Source organism: Microbacterium sp. HJ5 (assembly GCF_054824025.1).
Map to the genome: position 1 here is coordinate 100,581 of NZ_JSYE01000013.1, position 22,611 is coordinate 123,191.

The 22,611-nt window shown below is 71.4% G+C and carries 20 protein-coding genes; 13 read left to right on the top strand and 7 right to left on the bottom strand.

Annotated elements, in window-relative coordinates; genetic code table 11:
• Window positions 1-10: 10 nt before the first annotated feature.
• Window positions 11-1,432 (bottom strand): MFS transporter, encoded by a 1,422-nt coding sequence (locus OB08_RS06935; RefSeq protein ID WP_461473494.1) that lies wholly within the window; start codon window positions 1,430-1,432, stop codon window positions 11-13.
• A gap of 165 nt (window positions 1,433-1,597) precedes the next feature.
• Between OB08_RS06935 and trmD the strand changes: the two genes are divergently transcribed.
• On the top strand, window positions 1,598-2,275 hold the full coding sequence (trmD, locus tag OB08_RS06940) for a tRNA (guanosine(37)-N1)-methyltransferase TrmD (RefSeq protein WP_461473496.1): 678 nt from the start codon (window positions 1,598-1,600) through the stop codon (window positions 2,273-2,275).
• 2 nt (window positions 2,276-2,277) lie between these two features.
• Here the strand turns inward: trmD and OB08_RS06945 are convergent, their stop codons facing one another.
• From OB08_RS06945 to nirB, 4 genes are read right to left on the bottom strand one after another with little or no spacing between them, the layout of a single operon-like run.
• Window positions 2,278-3,426, bottom strand: coding sequence for a uroporphyrinogen-III synthase (locus tag OB08_RS06945; RefSeq protein ID WP_461473498.1), 1,149 nt, complete (start codon window positions 3,424-3,426; stop codon window positions 2,278-2,280).
• The gene (cobA, locus tag OB08_RS06950; protein ID WP_461473500.1) at window positions 3,423-4,187 is read right to left on the bottom strand and encodes a uroporphyrinogen-III C-methyltransferase; all 765 of its coding nucleotides are present in this window, start codon (window positions 4,185-4,187) and stop codon (window positions 3,423-3,425) included. The genes OB08_RS06945 and cobA overlap by 4 nt, the downstream gene beginning before the upstream one ends.
• The gene (gene nirD / locus OB08_RS06955) at window positions 4,184-4,567 is read right to left on the bottom strand and encodes a nitrite reductase small subunit NirD (RefSeq protein ID WP_461473502.1); all 384 of its coding nucleotides are present in this window, start codon (window positions 4,565-4,567) and stop codon (window positions 4,184-4,186) included. The genes cobA and nirD overlap by 4 nt, the downstream gene beginning before the upstream one ends.
• Window positions 4,564-7,143 carry a nitrite reductase large subunit NirB gene (gene nirB, locus OB08_RS06960; protein ID WP_461473504.1) on the bottom strand — a complete coding sequence of 860 codons (2,580 nt, stop codon included), beginning with the start codon at window positions 7,141-7,143 and terminating at the stop codon, window positions 4,564-4,566. Before nirB ends, nirD begins: the two co-directional genes overlap by 4 nt.
• 330 nt (window positions 7,144-7,473) lie before the next feature.
• On the opposite strand from nirB, the gene glgX reads away from it, so the two are divergent.
• Genes glgX through treZ form a run of 3 tightly spaced genes read left to right on the top strand, consistent with a single transcriptional unit; the run spans window position 7,474 to window position 13,774 of the window.
• Window positions 7,474-9,687: a glycogen debranching protein GlgX gene (gene glgX / locus OB08_RS06965; protein ID WP_461473506.1), complete on the top strand. Its 2,214-nt coding sequence runs from the start codon at window positions 7,474-7,476 to the stop codon at window positions 9,685-9,687.
• Between the two features lie 14 nt (window positions 9,688-9,701).
• Window positions 9,702-12,044 carry a malto-oligosyltrehalose synthase gene (treY, locus tag OB08_RS06970; protein WP_461473508.1) on the top strand — a complete coding sequence of 781 codons (2,343 nt, stop codon included), beginning with the start codon at window positions 9,702-9,704 and terminating at the stop codon, window positions 12,042-12,044.
• On the top strand, window positions 12,041-13,774 hold the full coding sequence (gene treZ / locus OB08_RS06975) for a malto-oligosyltrehalose trehalohydrolase (protein WP_461473510.1): 1,734 nt from the start codon (window positions 12,041-12,043) through the stop codon (window positions 13,772-13,774). The genes treY and treZ overlap by 4 nt, the downstream gene beginning before the upstream one ends.
• Before the next feature lie 2 nt (window positions 13,775-13,776).
• On the opposite strand, the gene map is transcribed toward treZ, so the two are convergent.
• Complete coding sequence (map, locus tag OB08_RS06980) at window positions 13,777-14,559, bottom strand: type I methionyl aminopeptidase (protein WP_461473512.1); 783 nt, start codon at window positions 14,557-14,559, stop codon at window positions 13,777-13,779.
• A 115-nt stretch (window positions 14,560-14,674) separates the two neighbouring features.
• Here map and OB08_RS06985 point away from each other — a divergent pair, with 115 nt between their 5' ends.
• The 9 genes from OB08_RS06985 to OB08_RS07025 all read left to right on the top strand — a co-directional run bounded on the left by OB08_RS06985 (window position 14,675) and on the right by OB08_RS07025 (window position 21,859).
• On the top strand, window positions 14,675-15,166 hold the full coding sequence (locus tag OB08_RS06985) for an MFS transporter permease (RefSeq protein ID WP_461473514.1): 492 nt from the start codon (window positions 14,675-14,677) through the stop codon (window positions 15,164-15,166).
• A 169-nt stretch (window positions 15,167-15,335) separates the two neighbouring features.
• Window positions 15,336-15,683, top strand: a complete 348-nt coding sequence (rplS, locus tag OB08_RS06990) for a 50S ribosomal protein L19 (protein ID WP_461473516.1) — start codon at window positions 15,336-15,338, stop codon at window positions 15,681-15,683.
• A gap of 172 nt (window positions 15,684-15,855) precedes the next feature.
• Entirely contained in the window at window positions 15,856-16,638 is a 783-nt protein-coding gene (gene lepB, locus OB08_RS06995) for a signal peptidase I (protein WP_461473518.1), read from the top strand.
• Window positions 16,635-17,294, top strand: a complete 660-nt coding sequence (locus OB08_RS07000; RefSeq protein WP_461473520.1) for a ribonuclease HII — start codon at window positions 16,635-16,637, stop codon at window positions 17,292-17,294. Before lepB ends, OB08_RS07000 begins: the two co-directional genes overlap by 4 nt.
• 78 nt (window positions 17,295-17,372) lie before the next feature.
• On the top strand, window positions 17,373-17,696 hold the full coding sequence (locus tag OB08_RS07005; RefSeq protein ID WP_461473522.1) for a DUF2469 family protein: 324 nt from the start codon (window positions 17,373-17,375) through the stop codon (window positions 17,694-17,696).
• 112 nt (window positions 17,697-17,808) lie between these two features.
• A complete protein-coding gene (locus tag OB08_RS07010) occupies window positions 17,809-18,177 on the top strand; it encodes a YraN family protein (protein ID WP_461473524.1) in 369 nt (122 codons plus the stop codon).
• Window positions 18,174-19,700, top strand: coding sequence for a YifB family Mg chelatase-like AAA ATPase (locus OB08_RS07015; protein ID WP_461473526.1), 1,527 nt, complete (start codon window positions 18,174-18,176; stop codon window positions 19,698-19,700). Before OB08_RS07010 ends, OB08_RS07015 begins: the two co-directional genes overlap by 4 nt.
• The gene (dprA, locus tag OB08_RS07020; protein ID WP_461473528.1) at window positions 19,697-20,878 is read left to right on the top strand and encodes a DNA-processing protein DprA; all 1,182 of its coding nucleotides are present in this window, start codon (window positions 19,697-19,699) and stop codon (window positions 20,876-20,878) included. Before OB08_RS07015 ends, dprA begins: the two co-directional genes overlap by 4 nt.
• Before the next feature lie 69 nt (window positions 20,879-20,947).
• Window positions 20,948-21,859: a tyrosine recombinase XerC gene (locus OB08_RS07025; RefSeq protein WP_461473530.1), complete on the top strand. Its 912-nt coding sequence runs from the start codon at window positions 20,948-20,950 to the stop codon at window positions 21,857-21,859.
• A gap of 18 nt (window positions 21,860-21,877) precedes the next feature.
• Here the strand turns inward: OB08_RS07025 and OB08_RS07030 are convergent, their stop codons facing one another.
• Window positions 21,878-22,426, bottom strand: a complete 549-nt coding sequence (locus tag OB08_RS07030) for a peptidoglycan DD-metalloendopeptidase family protein (protein ID WP_461473532.1) — start codon at window positions 22,424-22,426, stop codon at window positions 21,878-21,880.
• Window positions 22,427-22,611 lie beyond the last annotated feature (185 nt).

Here is a 22,611-nt window from a genome sequence, read left to right on the forward strand (position 1 = left end):
GGGGGTTCCGTCAGATGCGTTGGCCGGCCAGCGCCTTCCGGGGGATGACGTAGACGAGGACCGTGACGACCATGAGGCCGACGTAGGCGGCGACGAAGCCGTAGAAGGCCGCCGTGTACCCGCCCGTCGCGAGCTGCGACGCGTTGAGCACCTGGGGGACCAGGAAGCCGCCGTACGCGCCGATCGCCGAGATGAGCCCGAGGGCGGCGGCGGCCTTGCGCTGCACCTGCACACCCGCGGGCGTGCCGGGGACGGCTCCCGTGGCGAGACCCCGAGCGGCGAAGATGCTCGGGATCATGCGGTAGGTCGAGCCGTTGCCCATGCCGGTCGCGGCGAAGAGCACGAGGAAGCACCCGAGGAAGACCCAGAAGTTCTGGAGCGGCAGGCTCCAGATCAGCGAGAGCGCCCCGAGCGCCATGACGGCGAAGGCGCCCACCGTCACACGGGCGCCGCCGAAACGGTCGGCGAGGCGACCGCCGTACGGCCGCGCGAGCGATCCCACGAGCGCGCCGAGGAACGCGAGGGAGATCGCCGTCTGACCCACCTGCATGGTCGAGAACGTCGGGAACTGGTCGGCGATGAGCTTGGGGAAGACGCTCGCGAAGCCGATGAACGAGCCGAACGTGCCGATGTAGAGCAGCGCCATCAGCCACAGGTGCGGCTCGCGCAGCGCCGCCGCCGAGCCTGCGAAGTCGGCCTTCGCCGACGACAGGTTGTCCATGTAGCGCCACGCGCCCCAGACCGCCACGAGGATGAGCGGGATCCACATCCAGCCGGCGAGGGCGATGTTGAGGGTCGCCCCGGCGCCGATGGTGACGGCGATCGGCACCGCGAACTGCGCGACGGAGGTGCCGAGGTTGCCGCCGGCGGCGTTGAGGCCGAGAGCCCAGCCCTTCTCCTTCTGCGGGAAGAAATAGGTGATGTTCGCCATCGAGCTCGCGAAGTTGCCGCCGCCGACGCCTCCGAGCGCGGCGACGAGGAGGAGCACGCCGAACGGCGTCTCGGGGTTCGACACGACGATGCCGAGGAGGACGGCGGGGATCAGCAGCAGGGCGGCCGAGACGATCGTCCAGTTGCGGCCGCCGAAGATCCCGACCATGAAGGTGTACGGGAAGCGGAGCGTGGCGCCGACGAGGCTCGGCACCGAGATGAGCCAGAACAGCTCCGAACTCGTCAGCGTGAAGCCGGCTGCGGGCAGCATGACGACGACGATCGACCACAGCTGCCAGATGATGAAGCCGAGGAACTCGGCGAAGATCGACCAGCCGAGGTTCCGGCGGGCGATCGAGCGGCCGGCCGACTGCCAGAAAGCCGAGTCCTCGGGGTTCCATCCGTCGATCCAGCGGCCGGGTCGGTGGGTGAGAGCGACCGGCGCGGAGGCCGGGGACGGAGCTGCGACGTCCGTCGTTGACGGACTGACGGTCGTGGTCATGACGCCTCCTCAGGTGAAGTGTGCCTTCACCGTATGAAGGGGGTGTTTCCGCCCTGCGACCGCTGCGGTTACTTCTCCGTCAAGGTTCCGTCACGGGCCCGCGGCCGGCGCGGTTAGGACCCCGTCACACGTCGGAAACATGAGCGGATGCCTAGACTCGAACCCATGCGCGTCGACATCGTCACGATCTTCCCGGCGTTCTTCGACGTGCTCGACGTCTCGCTGATCGGCAAGGCCCGCGACCGCGGCATCCTCGACATGAACGTGCACGATCTGCGCGACTGGACCCACGACCGCCACCGCACCGTCGACGACACCCCGTACGGCGGGGGTGCCGGAATGGTGATGAAGCCCGAGCCGTGGGGCGAAGCGCTCGATGGTCTCCTGACGGACGAGGCGGTGCTGCTGGTGCCGTCGCCGGCGGGGGAGCAGTTCACCCAGGCGATGGCGCGCGAGCTGGCTGAGGAGAAGCACCTCGTCTTCGCCTGCGGCCGCTACGAGGGGATCGACCAGCGGGTCGTCGACCATTACGCGCAGCGCGGCCGTGTGCGGCTGATCAGCCTCGGCGACTATGTGCTCAACGGCGGCGAGGTGGCCGCGATGGCGGTCGTCGAAGCGGTGTCGCGCCTGGTGCCCGGGGTCGTCGGCAATCCCGAGAGCCTCGTCGAGGAGTCGCACGAGGACGGGCTCCTGGAGTACCCCAGCTACACCAAGCCCGCCGTGTGGCGCGGGCACGAGGTGCCCCCGGTGCTGCTCAGCGGCAATCACGGGGCGATCGCCGCGTGGCGGCGCGAGCAGAGCCTCGAGCGCACCCGCGCGAACCGGCCCGACCTGCTCGCCTAGGCTCAGGCCGACGCTTCGGCGGGGTCGAGCACGTTGAGGCGGTAGCCGCGCTTGACGACCGTCTTGATGAGGTCGGGCGCCGGAAGCGCCTCACGCACGCGCGCGACGGCCATCTCGACGGCGTGCGTGTTCTCGCCGGACCGCGGGAGCGCGCCCTGCAGCCGCTGCCGCGAGACCACCCCGCCTCCCGCATCGAACAGCGCCGCGAGGATGTCGGTGCCGGTGCGCGACAGCGGCACGTGGGCGCCGTCGAGCACCGCTCCGGTGCTGCGCAGCTCGAGCCGGCCGGCACTCGTCTGCAGCGAGGCGGCGTGCCCGCCGCCGAAGTGCGTCACGACAGCCCGGACGAGGGAGCCCAGGCGGCCACGCTCGGCGACGAGCGGCGTGATGCCGACTTCCAACAGGGGGCCGGCCGTGATCGGGCCGACCGCCGCCATCAGGACGCGGCCTCCTGCGGCGAGGTCGACGATGTCGTCGAGCACGCCCTCGCGAGCGGCCGCGGCCAGCCATTCGGCCGCGCCGGGAGCGGACGTGAACAGCACCCCGTCGACCTCGCCCTGCGCGGTCGAGGCGACCGAGCGGCACACGGCCGCCGCATCCGGCGGCGGACCCCAGCGGTAGACCGTGAGACTGACGACCTCCGCCCCGGCGCCCTCGAAGAGCTCGTCGAGGCCGTCGGCGCCCGACCCGTGGTGCTGCACGGCGATGCGGCGACCGGCGACGCCCTCCGCGAGGAGGTACTCGCCGAGCTCGGCCGACGTCTCGGATTCGGCCACCCAGTCGGCGGTGAGTCCCGCCTGCTGGATCGCCCCGCGCGCCTTCGGGCCGCGGGCCACGATCTGCGCGGCGGCGAGCGCGGCGTGGAGATCGTCGAGCAGGCCCGCCTCGTCAGCGGCCTCCATCCAGCCGCGGAACCCGACGCCGGTCGTCGCGACGACGATCTCGGGCGGACTGGCGATCAGCTCCCGCGTGGCGGCGACCAGTGCGTCGTCGTCGATGTGGGGGACGATCGTGAGCGCCGGCGCATGCCGGACGCTCGCCCCGTGACGCTCCAGCGCGGCGGCGAGCTCGAGTGAGCGCCGGTCGACGGCGATCACGATCGTGCAGCCGTCGAGGGCGGCGGACAGAGCGGGGCGGGGCGTGGAGCTCACGGTGCGGGGGTGTCGATTCCGGAGCGTGCGGTGAGCAGGTCGGGCACGAGCATGCCGGCGCGCGCCACATCCCCGACCACGATGACGGCGGGGTTGCGGACGCCGATCCGTCCTGCGTCGAGCACGATCGCTCCGAGGGTGCTGCGCGTGGTCCGCTGATCGGCGTGGTGGCCGCGCTCGACGATCGCGACGGGGCGCTCGGACGGGACGCCGGCGCGCAGCGCGTCGGCGACGAGGCGGGGGAGGGCGCCGACACCCATGAGGATCACGGTGGTGACGCTGTCGTCGGCGAGGGCGGCGATCGTGGCGGGGGTGATCTCGGACTGGCCGTTGACGATGTGGAACGCGGACGCGACGCCCCGGTGCGTGACCGGGATCCCCGCGGCCTCCGGCACGGCGACGGCGCTCGTCACGCCCGGAACGACCGCGACCGGGACGCCGGCCGCCACGCAGGCGACCACCTCTTCTCCGCCACGCCCGAAGACGAACGGGTCGCCACCCTTCAGTCGCACCACCCGTTTCCCGGCGCGCGCCCGGTCCACCAGGATCTCGTTGATCTCGTCCTGCGGGACCGGATGGTGGCCCGGGAGCTTGCCGACGTCGATGATCTCGGCGCGGGGCGCCACGTGCGGGCGGATGTCGGTGGGCCCGAGCCTGTCCATCACCACGACGTCGGCCTGCGCCAGCAGGCGCCAGGCGCGCACCGTCATCAGGTCGATCGGACCGGGCCCGCCGCCCACGAGGTCCACGCGCCCGGTCATGACCGAGCCTCCCACCGTACGAGCACCTGGCCGTCTGTGACAGACACCGGCCACACGTGCAGCGCCGCCGGCTCCTTGCCCCGGGTGTCGAGGCAGGCGCCGGTGCGGAGGTCGAAGACCTGCTTGTACATCGGAGAGGCCACGGTCGGGGCATCCTGTCTCGTACCGACGATGCCGCGCGAGATGACGTTCGCCCGGCTGTAGGGATCGAAGTTCGAGACGGCGTGGACGCGCCCGCTGTGGAGCAGGAAGAGCGCCAGCTGGGTGCCGCCGAGGAGCGCGGCGCGGCCGCGCTCGACCTCGAGGTCCGAGAGCGCGCACACGCGCACCCACCCCTCCGGGGCATCCGTCACTGCGGTCTGCGGGTCGACGAGCGTCATCGGCGCACCTCCAGGATCGTTCCGGCGATGAGGACGCCGCCGCTCTCGCGTTCGGCCTCGGTGGCGGGTCGCCCCTGCCCACGCTCGGCGGTGTAGGCGAGCGACGGGTCGGGGGTCGTGGGCGCGTTGACGAACGACGCGAACCGGCGCAGTTTCTCGGGGTCGTCGAGGGTGGCCTTCCACTCGTCCTCGTACGAGCCGATGTGGGTGGCCATCGCCGCGTCGAGGTCGTCGCAGATGCCGAGGCTGTCGTCGAAGATGACGGCGCGCAGGCCGTCGACCCCGCCTTCGAGGTCTTCGAACCACGGCGCGGTCCGCTGCAGGCGGTCGGCGGTGAAGATGTAGTACATCAGGAACCGGTCGATCGCCGTGAGGAGCTCGTCGTCGCTCAGGCTCTCGGCGAGGAGCACCGCGTGCCGCGGCGTGAAGCCGCCGTTGCCGCCGACGTACATGTTCCAGCCGGTCTCGGTCGCGATCACGCCCACGTCTTTGCCGCGCGCCTCGGCGCACTCGCGCGCGCAGCCCGAGACGCCGAGCTTGATCTTGTGCGGGGAGCGCAGTCCGCGGTACCGGAGCTCGAGCTGCACGGCCATCCCCACCGAGTCCTGCACGCCATAGCGGCACCAGGTCGACCCCACGCACGACTTCACCGTGCGCAGCGACTTCCCGTAGGCGTGGCCGGATTCGAAACCGGCGTCGACGAGGCGTCGCCAGATGTCGGGGAGCTGCTCGAGCCGTGCCCCGAAGAGGTCGATCCGCTGGCCGCCGGTGATCTTCGTGTACAGGCCGAAGTCGCGGGCGACCTCGCCGATCACGACGAGACCTTCGGGCGTGACCTCGCCGCCCGGGATGCGCGGCACGACCGAGTAGCTGCCGTCCTTCTGGAGGTTCGCCATGACGTGATCGTTGGTGTCCTGCAGCGTGGCGTTCTCGCCGTCGAGGACGTGGGCGCCCACGAGTGTGGAGAGGATGCTCGCGAGCGCCGGCTTGCAGATGTCGCAGCCGCGTCCGTGGCCGAACCGCTCGATCACCGCGCTGAACGTGGTCAGTCCGGAGACGCGCACGGCGTCGAAGAGCTGACGGCGCGACATGTCGAAGTGCTCGCACAGCGCGTTGCTGAGCGCGGCGCCCGACTTTGCCAGCTCGGTGCCGACGATCTTCTTGACCATCATCACGCACGAGCCGCACGCCGCGCCGGCCTTGGTGCAGGACTTGATCGCCGTGACGTCGGTGCAGCCGTCCTCGTGGACCGCTTGGCGGATCGCGCCCGCCGTCACGCTGTTGCACGAGCACACGAGCGCCGCGTCCGGGAGGTCGCCCGTCGGGGCGGCCGCGCCGCCCTCGGGCATGAGGTAGGCCGCGGGATCGCCGCCGAGCGCTCCGCCCACGAGGGGGCGCAGCGACCCGTACGCCGACGCATCGCCGACGAGGATGCCGCCCAGGAGGGTCTTGGCGTCGTCCGACAGCACCAGCTTCTTGTACACGCCGGCCACCGGGTCGACGTAGACGACGTCGAGCGCGCCCGGGGTCTCGGCGAACGCGTCGCCGAAGCTCGCGACGTCGACCCCCGTCAGCTTGAGCTTCGTCGACAGGTCGTAACCGGGGAAGGACGCCTCGCCGCCGAGCAGCCGCGTGGCGGCGACCTCCGCCATCGCGTAGCCGGGGGCGACGAGCCCGACGCACATCCCGTCGAAGTTGGCGACCTCGCCGATCGCGAGGATGCGCGGATCGGTCGTCTCGCATCCGGCGTCGATGAGCACGCCGCCGCGCTCGTGCACGCCGAGGTCGGCGCCCCGTGCGAGTTCGTCGCGGGGGCGCACGCCGACGGTGAAGACGACGACGTCGGTGCGCTCGTAGCTGCCGTCGCGGAACTCGAGGCCCGTGACCTGGCCGCTGCGGTCGGGGTCGAGGCGCGTGGTGCTGGTGTCGGTACGCACCCGGATGCCCCGGGACTCGATGAGCCGTCGGAGGGCGTTGCCGCCCGCGAGGTCGAGCTGTGCCGACATGAGCCGGTCGGAGGACTGGACGACCGTGCACGAGACGTCGAGCCCCTGCAGCGCGCCGGCGGCCTCGAGGCCCAGCAGTCCGCCGCCGATGACGGTGCCGGTCAGCGGGCGGCCGAGCTCGCGCGTGCGCCGTTCGACGAATGCTCGCAGCCGCTCGACGTCGTCGAGGGTGCGGTAGACGAAGCATCCCTCCAATCCGAAGCCGTCGACCGACAGGCGGGCGGCGTAGGAGCCGGTGGCGAGCACGAGCCTGTCGTATGCCACGCTGAGCCCGCTGCGCGTGGTGACCCGGCGTGCCGCGCGGTCGATGCGGGCGACCCCGTCGCCGCCGACGAATCTCACACGGGTGTCGTCGAGCACCGAGCGCTCCAGGGTGAGGTCCTCGGGCGTCGACCCGCCGAAGAAGCCGGTGAGCCCCACGCGGTCGTAGGGGTGGCGTCCCTCCTCGCCGATGAGCGTGACGCGCCACGTCTCGTCCGCGCGGCTGAGCAGGCTCTCGACGAAGCGGTGCGCCACCATGCCCGCGCCGACGACCACGACGTGCGTGGGGGTGGGGCGGGCCTGGCTCATGGCGTCACGGTACGCGTGCGATGTTGCGGGGGAGTCAGCGTCATGTTTCCGGCTCTTGACGGCCTCGGCGTCACCGCCGTCCGCCGCGCGGGGTGATTCCTCGGTCATGGCGCCTCCTGCCGGGTCACGGTTCCTCGGTGTCCGTCACGCTAGGAGCGCGGTGTTTCGCCCCGGGCGTGCGGGCGGTTACCCCGAGCGAACGTTTCCCTCACACGCGCCCGCGGCGGGATGTGAGATCCCCGGACGCTTAACCCAGCGCGTCCCCTTCCGCCACCCCCGGAGGCGAATCTCTCGCGGCCACTATCGTGAAGAACCCGACTTGGAGGTCCTATGCAGATCTGGCCCGGTTCCCCGTACCCGCTGGGAGCGACGTTCGACGGCAGCGGCACGAACTTCGCGCTGTTCAGCGAAGGAGCGGAGCGTGTGGAGCTGTGCCTGTTCGACGACGACGGCGCTGAGACGACGGTGCCCCTCGTCGACGTGGACGCCTTCGTCCACCACGGATACCTGCCGGCGGTGCAGCCGGGTCAGCGCTACGGCTACCGGGTGCACGGCGAGTTCGATCCGACGAGCGGGCGCCGGTTCAACCCGAACAAGCTCCTGCTCGATCCGTACGCGAAGGCCGTCGAAGGGCAGGTGCGGTGGGGTCAGGAGGTCTTCGGCTACGACTTCGGCGACCCCGACTCGCGCAACGACGCCGACTCGGCGCCCCATCAGATGATGGGAATCGTCGTGAACCCGTACTTCGACTGGGCGGGCGACCGTCAGCCGAAGACCCCGTACTCCGAGTCGTTCGTCTACGAGGCGCACGTCCGCGGCCTCACCAAGCTCCACCCCGCGGTGCCCGACGAGATCCGCGGCAGCTACAGCGCGATCGCGCACCCGGCGATCATCGAGCACCTGCAGAAGCTCGGGGTCACCGCGATCGAGCTCATGCCCGTGCACCAGTTCGTCAACGACTCCGTCCTCGAGGAGAAGGGGCTGTCCAACTACTGGGGCTACAACACCATCGCGTTCTTCGCCCCGCAGAACACCTACTCCTCCAGCGGCCAGCGCGGCGAGCAGGTGCAGGAGTTCAAGGGCATGGTGAAGGCGCTGCACGCCGCCGGCATCGAGGTCATCCTCGACGTGGTCTACAACCACACCGCCGAGGGCAACCACCTGGGGCCGACCCTCTCGATGCGCGGCATCGACAATGAGGCGTACTACCGGCTCGAGGACGATGACAAGCGCTACTACACCGACTACACGGGCACGGGGAACAGCCTGAACGTCGGCAATCCCCACACGCTGCAGCTCATCATGGACTCGCTGCGCTACTGGGTGCTCGAGATGCACGTCGACGGCTTCCGGTTCGATCTGGCCTCCACGCTCGCGCGCGAGTTCTACGAGGTCGACAAGCTCGCGACCTTCTTCGAGCTCGTCCAGCAGGATCCTGTCGTGTCGCAGGTGAAGCTCATCGCCGAGCCGTGGGACGTCGGTCCCGGCGGCTACCAGGTCGGGAACTTCCCCCCGCAGTGGACGGAGTGGAACGGCAAGTACCGCGACACCGTGCGCGACCTGTGGCGCGGCGAGCCCGCCACCCTCGGCGAGTTCGCCTCCCGGCTGACCGGCTCCGCCGACCTCTACGAGCACTCGGGCCGCCGGCCCGTCGCGTCCATCAACTTCGTCACGGCGCACGACGGGTTCACCCTGCGCGATCTCGTGTCGTACAACGACAAGCACAACGACGCCAACGGCGAGGAGAACCGCGACGGCGCGGACGACAACCGGTCGTGGAACAGCGGGGCCGAGGGCCCGACGGACGACCCGGCCATCCTCGGGCTGCGGGCGCGGCAGCAGCGCAACTTCATCGCGACGCTCATGCTGTCGCAGGGCGTGCCGATGCTTCTCCACGGCGATGAGCTCGGCCGCACGCAGGGCGGCAACAACAACGGCTACGCGCAGGACAACGAGATCACGTGGGTGGACTGGTCGAAGGTCGACCAGCCGCTGGTCGAGTTCACGGCTGCCCTCGCGCGGCTGCGGCGCGAGCATCCCACGTTCCGCCGTCGCCGGTTCTTCAACGGGCGGCCGATCCGCCGCGAGGAGGGGGCGCCCCTCCCCGACATCGTGTGGGCGCGCCCTGACGGCAGCCAGATGCAGCCCGAGGACTGGGATTCGGGCTTCGGCAAGGCGATCGCGGTGTTCCTCAACGGCGACGGCATCCGAGAGCGCGACCGCCGGGGCGAGCAGATCTCCGACGCCCACTTCATCGTGCTCTTCAACGCCGGTGACGACGTGGTCGACTTCATGATCCCCGAAGTCGAGTTCAGCCCGAAGTGGGACGTCATCGTCGACACCGCGGGGGAGCACGCGAACACCGCGCCGGTCGATCCCGGATCGACCCTCGCGCTCCCGGGCCGATCGCTCATGGTGCTGCGCGAGCACGAGGTGCCCGAGCCCGAGGTCGATCACTCGGTCGCCGCCTCGCTCGCGGTGCGCTCGGTGCCGGGGATCGACGAGGTCCCGGGCGCGGCCCCCAAAGTCGAGCTCGGGCGCTGAGAGAGGTGGAGCGGATGCCTCGTTCCCGTCGTCCCCGCACCACGTATCGCCTGCAGATCCGTCCGGCGTTCACCCTCGACGACGCCGCCGCGCTCGCGGACTACCTCGACGCCCTCGGAGCCGACTGGGCGTACCTGTCGCCGCTGCTGACGGCTTCGACAGGCTCCGACCACGGATACGACGTCGTGGATCCGACGTCGGTCGATCCCGCGCGCGGCGGACCGGATGCCCTCGCTCGCGCCGCCGCGGCGTTCCACGACGCCGGCATGGGCGTTCTCGTCGACATCGTGCCCAACCACGTCGGCGTGGGTGTCCCGCACGAGAACGCCTGGTGGTGGGATGTGCTCGCGCGCGGCCGGGAGTCGGAGCACGCGGCGTCGTTCGACATCGACTGGGACTTCGGCGACGGCCGGGTGCGCGTCCCCGTCCTGGGCGAGGACATCGCCGACGCCGCGTCGGCAGGTTCACTGCGGATCGAGGGCGGCGAGCTTCGCTATCACGACCGGCGATTTCCCCTCGCCGCCGGCTCCACCGATGCGGGAGACGTGCTCGCGGTCCACGACCGCCAGCACTACGAGCTGGTGGACTGGCGCCGCGAGGCGTACGACCTGAACTACCGTCGCTTCTTCGGGGTGTCGAGCCTCGCGGCTGTCCGCGTGGAGGATCCTGCGGTCTTCGAGCGTTCGCACGCCGAGATCGCCCGCTGGTTCGCCGAAGGCCTCGTCGACGGTCTACGCGTGGACCATCCCGACGGCTTGCGCGACCCGGTCGGGTACCTGGAGTCGCTGGCGCAGCTCACCGACTCCGCCTTCGTGCTGGTCGAGAAGATCCTCGAGCCCGGCGAACGCCTGCCCCAGTTCTTCGACGCCGACGGCACGACCGGCTACGACGCACTCGCCGAGGTCGACCGCGTGCTGATCGACCCCGCCGGCGAGAGCGCGCTCGACGCGCTCGATGCGCGTCTTCGCGAGCGGACGGGTGTGCCCGCCGCGATCCCGTGGCAGGACCTCATCGCCGCGACCAAGCGCACGATCGGCGAGGGGATCCTCCGCTCCGAGGTGCGCCGGCTCGCGCGCGAGCTCGGGGTCGACGGCGACCCGGCGAGCGAGGACGCGCTGGTGGAGCTGCTCGCCCGTTTCCCGGTCTACCGCTCGTACCTTCCTGCAGGAGTGGAGCACCTCGAGCACGGGGCGGCTGCGGCGCGCGCCGCGCGGCCCGACCTGGCCCCGGCGATCGATGCCCTTCTCCCCGCGCTCCGCGACCCCCGGCATCCGGCGGCCATCCGGTTCTCGCAGACGAGCGGCATGGTCATGGCCAAAGGCGTCGAAGACACCGCGTTCTACCGCGCGACCCGGCTGGGCACGCTCACCGAGGTGGGCGCCGACCCCGACGAGTTCGCGCTCTCGGTCGATGAGTTCCACGAAGCTCAGGCGCGCCGGCTGGCGACGTGGCCGAGCACGATGACGACGCTCAGCACCCACGACACGAAGAGGGGTGAGGACGTCCGGGCGCGCCTGTCGGTGCTCGCCGAGATCCCCGAACGCTGGGCCGAAGTGCTGGAATCGCTGACGGATGCCGCCACCACGGGTCACGGCCCGTTCGACGCGCTGCTGTGGCAGGCGATCATCGGCGCGTGGCCGGCGTCGCGGGAGCGGCTGCACGCCTACGCCGAGAAGGCCGCGCGCGAGTCGGGCGAAGCGACGGGCTGGCTCGCGCCGGATGCGTCCTTCGAGCGCCGCCTGCACGCGACGGTCGACGCCGCGTTCGACGATCCCGGCGTCGCCGAGATCGTCGGCTCCTTCGTCGCCGAGATCGAGGGAGCCGGTTGGTCGAACGCCCTCTCGGCGAAGCTTCTCCAGCTGGCGGGGCCGGGCGTTCCCGACGTGTATCAGGGCAGCGAGCTGTGGGAGCAGAGCCTCGTGGATCCCGACAACCGGCGTCCCGTGGACTTCGATGAGCGCCGGGCGATACTCGCGCGGCTGGATGCCGGTGAGCGGGCCCCTGTGGATCGCACCGGCGCCGCCAAGCTCCTGGTCACGTCGCGCACCCTCCGCCTGCGTCGCGACCGGCCCGATCTGTTCACCCGCTACACCCCGGCCACGGTCGTCGGCGACGCCGCCGCGCACGCGATCGCGGCCGACAGGGGCGGCGCGCTCTTCGTCGCGACGAGGCTTCCCGTCGCCCTCGCGCGTGGCGGCCAGGACGCCGCGGGGCGATGGAGCGGGACCACCTTGCTGCGGCACGCGGGACCCACGGTCGACGCGTTCACGGGCCGCCGGTTCACCGGCAACGTCGCGCTGGCCGTTCTGCTCGAGACCTACCCGGTCGCACTGCTCATCCCCGAGGAGGCGTCATGAGACCGGCTGTCTGGGCCCCGAGGGCGCGCACCGTCGCGCTGCGGGCAGCGTCCCGCGACGACGACGTCCCGATGTCGGCGGGCGAGGGCGGCTGGTGGAGCGCCGACGTGGACCTCGCCGAGGGGGAGGAGTACGGCTTCGTCATCGACGGGGGAGCGGATGCCCGCCCCGACCCCCGCTCGCGCCGGCAGCCGTCCGGCGTCCACGGGCTGAGCGCGGTCTTCGACGCGGGTGCCCATCGGTGGCGCGACGACGACTGGCGGGGCAGACAGCTGGCCGGCGGCATCGTCTACGAGCTGCACGTCGGCACCTTCACGCCCGAGGGCACGCTGGAGGCCGCGGCCGGCCGTCTCGCACACCTCGTCGATCTCGGGGTCGACTTCGTCGAGCTCCTGCCCGTCAACGCGTTCAACGGCGTCCACAACTGGGGCTACGACGGGGTGCTCTGGTACGCGGTGCACGAGGCGTACGGCGGCCCTGCCGCCTACCAGCGGTTCGTCGAGACCTGCCACGAGGCCGGCATCGGCGTCATCCAGGACGTGGTGTACAACCACCTCGGCCCGAGCGGCAACTACCTGCCGGAGTTCGGGCCGTACCTGCGCGACGCCGAGTCGAACACCTGGGGATCGTCGGTCGACCTCGACCAGGCGGAAGTGCGCCGCTACATCGTCGAGAACGCCATGATGTGGCTGCGCGACTTCCACGTCGACGGCCTGAGACTCGATGCCGTCCATGCACTGCGTGACGAGAGCGCTGTGCACATCCTGCGCGAGCTCGCGCAGGCGGCAGACGCCCTCAGTGCCCATCTCGGGCGGCCTCTGACGCTCATCGCCGAGTCGGATCTCAACGACGCGACCCTCATCGCGTCGCGCGAGGCGGGTGGCCATGGTCTGACCGCGCAGTGGAACGATGACTACCACCACGCCCTCCACGTCGCCCTCACCGGCGAGACGGCCGGCTACTACGCGGACTTCGCACCTCTCGCCTCACTGGCGAAGACGGCCACGCGCGGCTTCTTCCACGACGGCACCTGGTCGTCGTTCCGGGACCGCGAGCACGGGCATCCGATCGACCCGCGGATTCCCACCTGGCGACTCGTCACGTTCTCGCAGGATCACGACCAGATCGGCAACCGGGCGGCCGGCGACCGGCTGTCGCAATCGCTCGACGAGGACAGCCTGGCGATCGCGGCCGTGCTGACAGTGCTGAGCCCCTTCACGCCCATGCTCTTCATGGGGGAGGAGTGGGGAGCGTCGACGCCGTGGCAGTTCTTCACATCGCACCCCGAGGCGGAACTGGGCGAGGCCACCGCGCGCGGGCGCCGCGCCGAGTTCGCCCGCATGGGCTGGGACGAGTCGCTCGTCCCCGACCCACAGGATCCGGCGACGTTCGAACGGTCGAAGCTGAAGTGGGAGGAGAAGGATGCCGGTGCCCACGCGCGTCTTCTCGAGCTGTACCGCCGCCTCATCCGGCTGCGTCGCGAGATGCCCGACCTGACAGACCCGGGCTTCGATCGCCTGAGCGCCTCCGCCGACGAGTCGACGCGCGTGCTCCGCCTCCAGAGGGGGTCGGTCGAGATCCTGGTGAACTTCTCGTCGGATGCCGCGGACCTCGACATCGAGCCGTCGTCACGCGTCCTGCTCACCACCGGCCGGGCGCACGTGACGTCCTTGGGCCGGACGCTCGCCCTCGACGGGCGCTCGTCGGCCGTGCTCGCTCGGTCGGACTGAGGTCAGGCGACGCCGAGCCAGGAGCGGTCGGTCAGAACGATCGGGCCGTCGGCAGTGATCGCGACTGTGTGCTCGGAGTGAGCGCCACGCGAGCCGTCGACCGACCGAAGCGTCCAGCCGTCGGGGTCGGTCACGAGCTCGTCCGTCGTCTGGAGGAACCAGGGCTCCAGTGCCACGACGAGGCCGGCGCGGAGCGGGTAGCCCCGACCGGCCTTCCCGTCGTTGGGCACATGCGGATCGCCGTGCATGATGCGGCCGACCCCGTGGCCGCCGAAGTCGGTGTTGATGGAGTACCCGTCGCCGTGGGCGACCTCGGCGATCGCGGCCGAGATGTCGCCGATGCGGTTCTCGACCGTCGCGGCGCGGATCGCGGCATCCAGCGCCCGCTCGGTGGTGTCGATGAGGGCGACATCCTCATCGCGCGCGGTGCCGACGACGAACGAGACGGCCGAGTCGGCGACCCAGCCGTCGACCGACACGGCGAAGTCGAGCGAGACCAGGTCGCCGTCGCGCAGGGTGTAGTCGAACGGCAGCCCGTGCAGCACGGCGTCGTTGACCGACGTGCAGATGACCTTGCCGAACGGGCTCGCCCCGAACGACGGGTGGTAGTCGATGTAGCACGATTCCGCGCCCGCTCGCCGGATGAGGTCGTGGGCCCGGCGATCGATCGCGAGAAGGTTGGTGCCGACCTTCGTCTCGTCGCGCAGGGTCGCCAGCGTCTCGGCGACGAATCGCCCTGCGGGCTTCATCGCCTCGATCTCGGCGGGGGTGCGCAGCTCGATCATCGTTTTCCTCTCGTCGAGTCCATTCTGTCGGACGCGGGCGCGCGGGGCTGTGAGGATGCTCCGCGCGCAGGCCGAGGCGTGCCGCGCGGCGTGGGACCGGCGTACCATTCAGAGCATGTGGCTTCGACGCGGATTCTTCGGGTGGCTCATCCCCGCCGCCTTCGTCCTGCCGCTGTGGCTGTTCGTCGGCTGGATCATCTCCGGCGCGGGCGGCTGGGCGTTCCTCTGGGTCGTCCTCGCGATCCCCGGCGTCTTCCTCTGGCAGCTCCTCCTGTCGCTCCTCGTCCGCGCTCGCGGCACCGTGCGCGCCCACCGGGCCGTCTCGTGGTCGGACGTGCTCGGGTTCTCCGTGTGGCACGTCCTGATCTTCTCGCTCGGGTTCTTCAACCAAGCGTGGTGGGCGCCCGTGATGATCGTGGCGGTGCTCGTCGGCGTCGCGATGTTCTGGCTCGAGCTGTGGCAGCTCTGGCGCGAGGCGAAGCCGTCGCGCATGGTGATGCACACCGTCGAGGGCGTCGCCTACATTCCGCCGGCGCAGGAGCGTCCGGAGGCGGCCGTGCAGGACGTCATCATCGTCAGCGAGAAGCAGCGCCCGACCGCCTCTTGACGCGTTTTGGCCGGGCGCGGCATCCATGGCAGAATGGATCTTTGTGCCCTGACCAGGTTCTGCCTCAGGGGAATCCGCCGTTCGGCTCCGTGCCGGTGGCCTCGGGCACACGACATCCTTTCCATTCCTTCCCGCGGTCGACCTGTGGCGGCCGCAGAGAGAAACGATCATGCAGATCCTCGACTCCGTCGACGCGGCATCGCTGCGCTCCGACATCCCCGCCTTCGCTCCCGGTGACACCGTCAAGGTGCACGTGAACATCACCGAAGGCAACCGCTCGCGCATCCAGGTCTTCCAGGGCGTCGTCATCGGCCGCCAGGGCGACAGCGTCCGCGAGACGTTCACGGTCCGCAAGATCAGCTTCCAGGTCGGCGTGGAGCGCACGTTCCCCGTCCACAGCCCCGTGATCGACCACATCGAGGTCGTCACCCGCGGTGACGTCCGCCGCGCGAAGCTCTACTACCTGCGCAACCTCCGTGGCAAGAAGGCCAAGATCAAGGAGAAGCGCGAGAACTGAGTTCTCCCATTTCCGAAGCCCCGGACCGTTCGGTCCGGGGCTTCGTCGTTCCCGCGCGGGTTCGCTGGGAAACGGCCGCCGAACTCCGCCGCGCGGCACGCCGCGCACGCCGGAATGTGGGAACCTTGTGGGGAGGCCCTCCGATCCGCGGTGCGCCGGTGAAGGATCCCGCATGACGACCGAGAAGACGGCCCCCGCCGAGCCGGCTCCCGCTTCCGGCCCCGGCGGTGACGCGTCGATCCACCGCCGTCGGCGCGGATGGCTGACCTTCCTGCGCGACGTCGTCGTCATCATCCTCATCGCGGTGCTGGTGTCGTTCCTCGTCAAGACCTTCCTGGTGCGCTCGTTCTACATCCCGTCGGGATCGATGAAGGAGACGCTGCACATCGACGACCGCATCCTGGTCGACGAGATCACTCCGCGCTTCGGTGGCTACGACCACGGCGACATCGTCGTGTTCCAGGATCCGGGCGGGTGGCTGCCGCCCGACACCGACCCGGCGCGTCCGCCGGTGGTCGAAGCCGTCGAGTGGGTCCTCGCGCTCGTCGGGCTCTCGGCTCCCGACAGCGATGACCACCTCGTCAAGCGCATCATCGGGCTTCCCGGCGACCACGTCGTGTGCTGCAACACCCTGGGGCAGATCACCGTCAACGGCGTCCCGATCGACGAGACCGACTTCATCGTCGTGCCCACCGGCGAGTCCGCGGCCTCCAGTGTGCCGTTCGATGTCGTCGTGCCGGCCGACAGCCTGTGGGTGCTCGGCGACAACCGCTACCAGTCGAAGGACTCGCGATACAACCAGGACCAACCGGGCGACGGCTTCGTGCCGCTCGAGAACGTCGTCGGCCGCGCGTTCCTCGTGACGTGGCCGCTCAACCGCTTCGGCATGCTCGACTTCCACCACGACGATTTCGCCGGCGTCCCCGAGCCCTCCGCGGAGGACTCCGGGCCATGACCGTGGCCGAGCCGCGGCTGACGCTGGAGCGACGACTCCTCCGGGAGCATGCGCTCGTCATCGCGTGCGACGAGGTCGGCCGCGGCGCCCTCGCGGGGCCGGTAGCCGTCGGCGCGGCGGTGATCGACGCACCCCGCTCGCGCAAGCGCATCCCTCAGGGTCTGCGCGACTCGAAGCTCGTGCCCGAGCCGAAGCGCGCCGATGTCGCCGCCCGTGCCGCCTCGTGGGTGTCGGCGAGCGCCGTCGGGTGGGCGAGCTCGGCAGAGATCGACGAGATCGGGATCATGCGCGCGCTCGGGCTGGCCTCCGTCCGCGCCCTCGCCGACCTGCGTGCGCACGGCGTGGTCCCCGAGGACGCGATCGTGATCCTCGACGGCAACTACGACTACATCACCCCGGCCGGGGCGAGCGGCCTGCGCGTGACGCCGGTGATCAAGGCCGACCGCGACTGCGCGTCGGCGGCGGCTGCCTCCGTGATCGCGAAGGTCGCGCGGGATGCGCTGATGACGCAGCTCCACGACCAGCTCCCGGCCTACAACTGGGCCCGCAACAAGGGCTACGCGAGCCCCGATCATCGCGAGGCGATCCGCGCGCACGGCATCAGCGCGCACCATAGGGCATCGTGGTCGATCGCCGATGCGCCGACGCTGTTCTGACGTCCGCGCGGCGTCCTGCGTCGGTCTGCGGCGGGCGCGGGTCGCGGCATCCGCTCGCGCCCATAGGATGGACTCACCATGGATGACGAAGTCTTCGAGGACTACGACCGTGAGCTGGAGCTCGCCCTCTACCGCGAGTACCGCGACGTCGTCTCGCAGTTCCAGTACGTGATCGAGACCGAACGCCGGTTCTACCTCGCCAACGAGGTGAACGTCGTGCGGCGCGACACCGAGCACGACTTCTACTTCGAGATCTCGATGTCCGACGTCTGGGTGTGGGACATCTACCGCGCCGACCGGTTCGTGAAGGCCGTGCGCGTGCTGACCTTCAAGGACGTCAACGTCGAGGAGCTGCAGCGCCGCGACTTCCACCTTCCCGAGGAGCTCTCGCTCGACAGCTGAGCGCGCGGCCGCTGGTGCATCGGCTTCTCCACAGGAGGGGTGCCACCGGCAGCAGTCAACGGATGCCGCGGCCGGCGTCTTCCGTCGCGCCGCCGCACGCGACGATCGCCTCATGGCAGAGAAGGACGCGCTCGGACGCGCGGGAGAAGATCGGGCGGCTCGGTACTTCGAGGAGCAGGGCTACGCCGTGCTGGCGCGCAACTGGCGCTCGCGCACAGGCGAGCTCGACCTCGTCGTGGCGGGGGAGTCGCACATCGTCGTCGTCGAGGTCAAGACTCGACGCGGCGAGGGGTTCGGGCATCCGTTCGAGGCGATCGACGCGCGCAAGAGGGCGCGCCTCTGGCGGCTCGCGGTGGAGTGGATAGCGGCCCACCACGACGCGGTCCAGGGCCGTCGGCTGCGGATCGACGCCATCGGGCTGACGGGCGCCGACCCCCGCACCGCCCGCCTCGAGCACCTCGTCGATGTCGAGGTGCCGTGAGCGTCGCGCGCACCTGGGCCGTCGCGCTGGTCGGCGCGCAGGGCGAGCCCGTCGAGGTCGAGGCCGACCTGTCCAATCAGACGCCCGAGTTCAAGATCATCGGCCTTCCCGACAAGGCGCTGGCCGAGGCGGTGCAGCGGGTGCACAATGCGTGCGTCAACAGCGGAGTGCCGCTCCCGCGCCGGCGGCTCACCGTCAACCTCTCGCCGGCGAGCCTGCCGAAGCAGGGGTCGGGGTTCGACCTCGCGATCGCGATCGCGTGTCTCGCGACGGAGTCGGGAATGGACCCCGCGTCCGTCGCCTCGGCGGTGCATCTGGGCGAGCTGGGGCTCGACGGCCGGCTCCGCCCGGTCCCGGGGGTGCTGCCGGCGGTGGTCGCCGCGGCGCGGGCCGGGCACCGCACCGTGGTGGTGCCGTGGGCGAACCGCGTCGAGGCGGAACTGGTCGACGGCATCGAGGTCGTCGCCGCCGTCAACCTTGCTCAGGTCGTCGCCTGGCACGGGGCCGACGTCATCGTGCCGCCCGACGAGCCCGTCGATCTGCCCGAGGAGGATGCGCCCCTGCCCGACGCCCCCGACCTCGCCGACGTGCTGGGCCAGCGCGAGGCGGTCGACGCCCTCGTGGTCGCGGCGGCGGGCGGCCACCATCTGCTGATGTGCGGTCCGCCCGGTGCGGGAAAGACGATGCTCGCGCGTCGGCTGCCCGGCATCCTGCCCGAGCTCGACGACCGCGCGGCGCTCGCGAGCGCCTCGATCCGAAGCCTCTCCGGGTCGCGGGTCGTGGACCTGTCGCGCACGCCGCCTTTCGAGGCCCCGCATCACAGCGTGAGCGTCGCGGCGCTCGTCGGCGGCGGTTCGCGGACCGTGCGGCCCGGCGCGATCGCGCGGGCGAGCGAGGGGATCCTGTTCCTCGACGAGGCAGGGGAGTTTCCCACTCACGCCCTCGACGCGCTGCGCCAGCCGCTCGAGAGCGGCTCGATCACGATCCATCGCTCCAGCGTGAGCGCTGCGTTCCCCGCGCGCTTCCAGCTCGTGCTCGCCACCAACCCGTGCCCGTGCGGCGACTACGGCATCAGGGGCGGGAAATGCACGTGCGCGCCCGCGGCGATCCGCCGGTATCGGGGGCGTCTGTCCGGGCCCCTCCTCGACCGCATCGACATCGAACTGACACTGGCCCGCGTCTCGGTCGCGCAGCGCGACCAGTCGCACGGCGTGCTCACGACCGCCGCAGCGCGCGAGCGGGTGTCCGTGGCCCGTGAGCGGGCCGCTGTCCGGCTGGCGGGCACGCCCTGGCGCTTGAACGCCGAGGTCTCGGGGCCCTGGCTGCGCGAGGGGCCCCACGCGCCGGCCGCCGTCATCCGCCGCCCGCTCGACGCGGCGCTCCACCGCGGAGCGCTGACGCTGCGCGGCTACGACCGCGTCCTGCGCGTGGCTTGGTCTCTTGCCGATCTCGACGCCAGCCCGCAACTCGGCGTCGACCACATCGGGCGCGCGCTCTACCTCAAGAAGGGAATCGCCTCATGACGGCGCTCGACCTCTCGCCCTCGACTGCCCGGCGCGTGCTCGGGCGCTTCGGCGACCCGGCAGCGGACGATCACGCTGTGGCGGAGCGCTACGCGACGGTGATCTGGAGCCACCTCGCGGAGCCCGGCGATGCGGTGGCCGGCCGCCTCATCGCCGAGGGTGGCGCACCGCACGCGCTCCGCGTCGTCGCGGGCGAGGTCATCACACGTGCGGTCAGCGGGCGTGAGCTGACGGAGGCGCGCAAGCGGTGGGTGCCGCGACTGTCCGTCGACGCCGTGGCCGACGGGCTGCGCCGGGCCGCGAAGGCGGGCGCCGTGCTGGTGACGCGCGCGGATGCGGAGTGGCCCGTCCAGGTGGACGACCTCGGCGCCCACGCCCCGATCTGCCTGTGGGTGCGCGGCGATGCGTCGCGCCTGGCGCTGCGACCTTCCGTCGCGATCGTCGGCGCTCGGGCATCCACGTCGTACGGAGAGCACGTCGCCCTCGAGCTGTCCGCCGATCTGGCCGGCAGCGGCATCCCGGTGGTCTCGGGTGGGGCGTACGGCATCGACGGCGCCGCCCACCGGGCCGCCATGTCGATCGGCGGCGTCACCGCCGCACTGCTGGCCGGCGGGGTCGACCGTGCCTATCCCGCCGGGCACACCGACCTCATCGAGCGCGCGGCGGCGACGGGCGTGGTCGCGAGCGAGGTGCCCTGCGGAGGCGCGCCCACACGGTGGAGGTTCCTCCAGCGCAACAGGCTCATCGCGGCCCTGGCCGATGTGACGGTGGTCGTCGAGGCCGGCTGGCGCAGCGGGTCGCTCAACACCGCGGGCCACGCCGCCGCCCTGTCGCGCCCCGTCGGAGCGGTGCCGGGTCCGATCACGTCTGCCGCCTCGGCCGGCACGCACCGCCTGCTGCGCGAATTCGGAGCGCAGTGCATCACGAGCGCCGCGGACGTGCGGGAGCTGATGGGCTACGACGCCGGCGTCACGGGAGCGCCGCCCGGCGACGGCCGGGCGCGCACCGATGACACGACCCGTGTGCGCGATGCCCTGAGCTCGCGCGCCTGGCGGGACAGCGGCGACGTCGCGCGCCGGGCCGGCATGAGTCCGCACGACGTCGAAGCGATCCTGGGCCTCCTCCACCTCGAGGGAACGGTGGTACGCGCGCCGGAGGGCTGGCGGATCGTGTCGTGATCGCGGTCCGGGGCCGATCGCCGGTGGGTCGGCAGAGATGATCGAGGGTGGGGCGCCACACTGGAAAGCGTGAGGATCGAACAGGCGGCAGCGACATACACCGCGCACCTCGCCGATGTGCGACGGCTCTCGCCCGCCACCGTGCGCGCGTACCGCGCCGACCTCGCCGACCTCGCCGCCGCTTGCGACGATGCCGAGCTCGCCGACGTCGATCTCGAGGTTCTTCGCGAGTGGCTGTGGCTGGCCACGCGGCGTGGCGATGCGCGGTCGACGATCGCCCGGCGCACATCCTCCGCACGCGGCTTCTTCGCGTGGGCCGTGGAGGAAGGGCTTCTCGACGCCGATCCCGGCATTCGGCTCGTCGCACCCAAGCGCGGCAGGACTCTGCCGAAGGTCGCGACGACCGACGCCCTGTCCGGCCTCCTCGACGCGTCGGCGTCCGCGGCGGCCGAAGGCGATCCCGTCGCGCTGCGCGATCACGCCATCCTCGAACTCCTGTACGGCGCGGCGATCCGCGTGTCGGAGCTCTGCGGTCTGGACATCGGAGACGTCGACCGCGAGCGGCGCACCGCCCGGGTGCTCGGCAAAGGCTCGAAAGAGCGCACCGTCCCCTTCGGCGGATCCGCCGCGCGGGCGCTGGACGCCTATCTCGTGCGCGGCCGGCCGGCCCTGCTCGCCCGTCGCAGCGAGTCGGACCGCGTCGCGCCATCCGCGATGTTCCTCGGCGCGCGAGGCGCGCGACTGGGCCCGCGCGCGGTCTACGACGTCGTTTCGCGGGTGCTCGGTCCCGAGCTCGGGGCGGCCGTCGGTCCGCACGCCCTCAGACACTCGGCCGCCACCCACCTGCTCGACGGCGGCGCCGATCTGCGGGCGGTGCAGGAGATCCTCGGCCACGCGAGCCTCGGCACGACGCAGATCTATACCCATGTCTCGAGCGAGCGTCTGACGGCGACCTACCGGCTCGCGCACCCGCGTGCGTGACCACCGGTCGATGCGCGCCTAGCAGCAGGGGAGGAGCACCGCCCGCGGCACGCCTCCGAGGAGGAGCAGCGGATTGATGTACTCGCCGTGGAGCCGCACCCCGAAATGCACGCTGCCCGCGGCGGCATGACCGCCGAGCGCGACCGTGCCGATGTCGTCCCCGGCGGCGACGACGTCGCCGGGCGAGAGAGCGGTCTCGATCGGCTCGAGGGTCGTGACGAGGCCGTCGCTGTGGTCGATGGTGAGGATGCCGCGGCCGGCGACAGCCCCGGCGAACGCGACGACACCCGCCGCCGGCGCGCGCAGCGCCCCGGCGTCGGCGGGCGCGAGGTCGATTCCCCGGTGTCCCGCGGCATAGCGGTGCGCCGGTGCGACGAACGCCCGCTCGAGCCGGAAGGCGGTGAGCGGCCAGACCCACCCCTCGGACGACAGGTCCGCGGCTTGCGCCGACGCCGGCAGGGGCGCTGACGCGGATGCGCCCGCAGGACAGCCCGTCACCAATGCGGCGATCAGGGCGCATGCGGCCAGTCGTCTCGCGTGCGGGTGTCGATGCAGCTGTCCTGACATCTCCCCACGGTCGCTCACCCGGCCGGGCGCGCAGCCGCGTGCGGCGGAGCGGTGGAGGGACGCCGCCCACGGCGGACCGGGGGAGAAGGCGCTGCTGATACACTGGTTCCCGCACCCCGCTCGTCGGGGTGACTCCGCGTGCCCAGAGCGCTGCGGCGATCCATGATCGCGCGGCGCGGCATCCA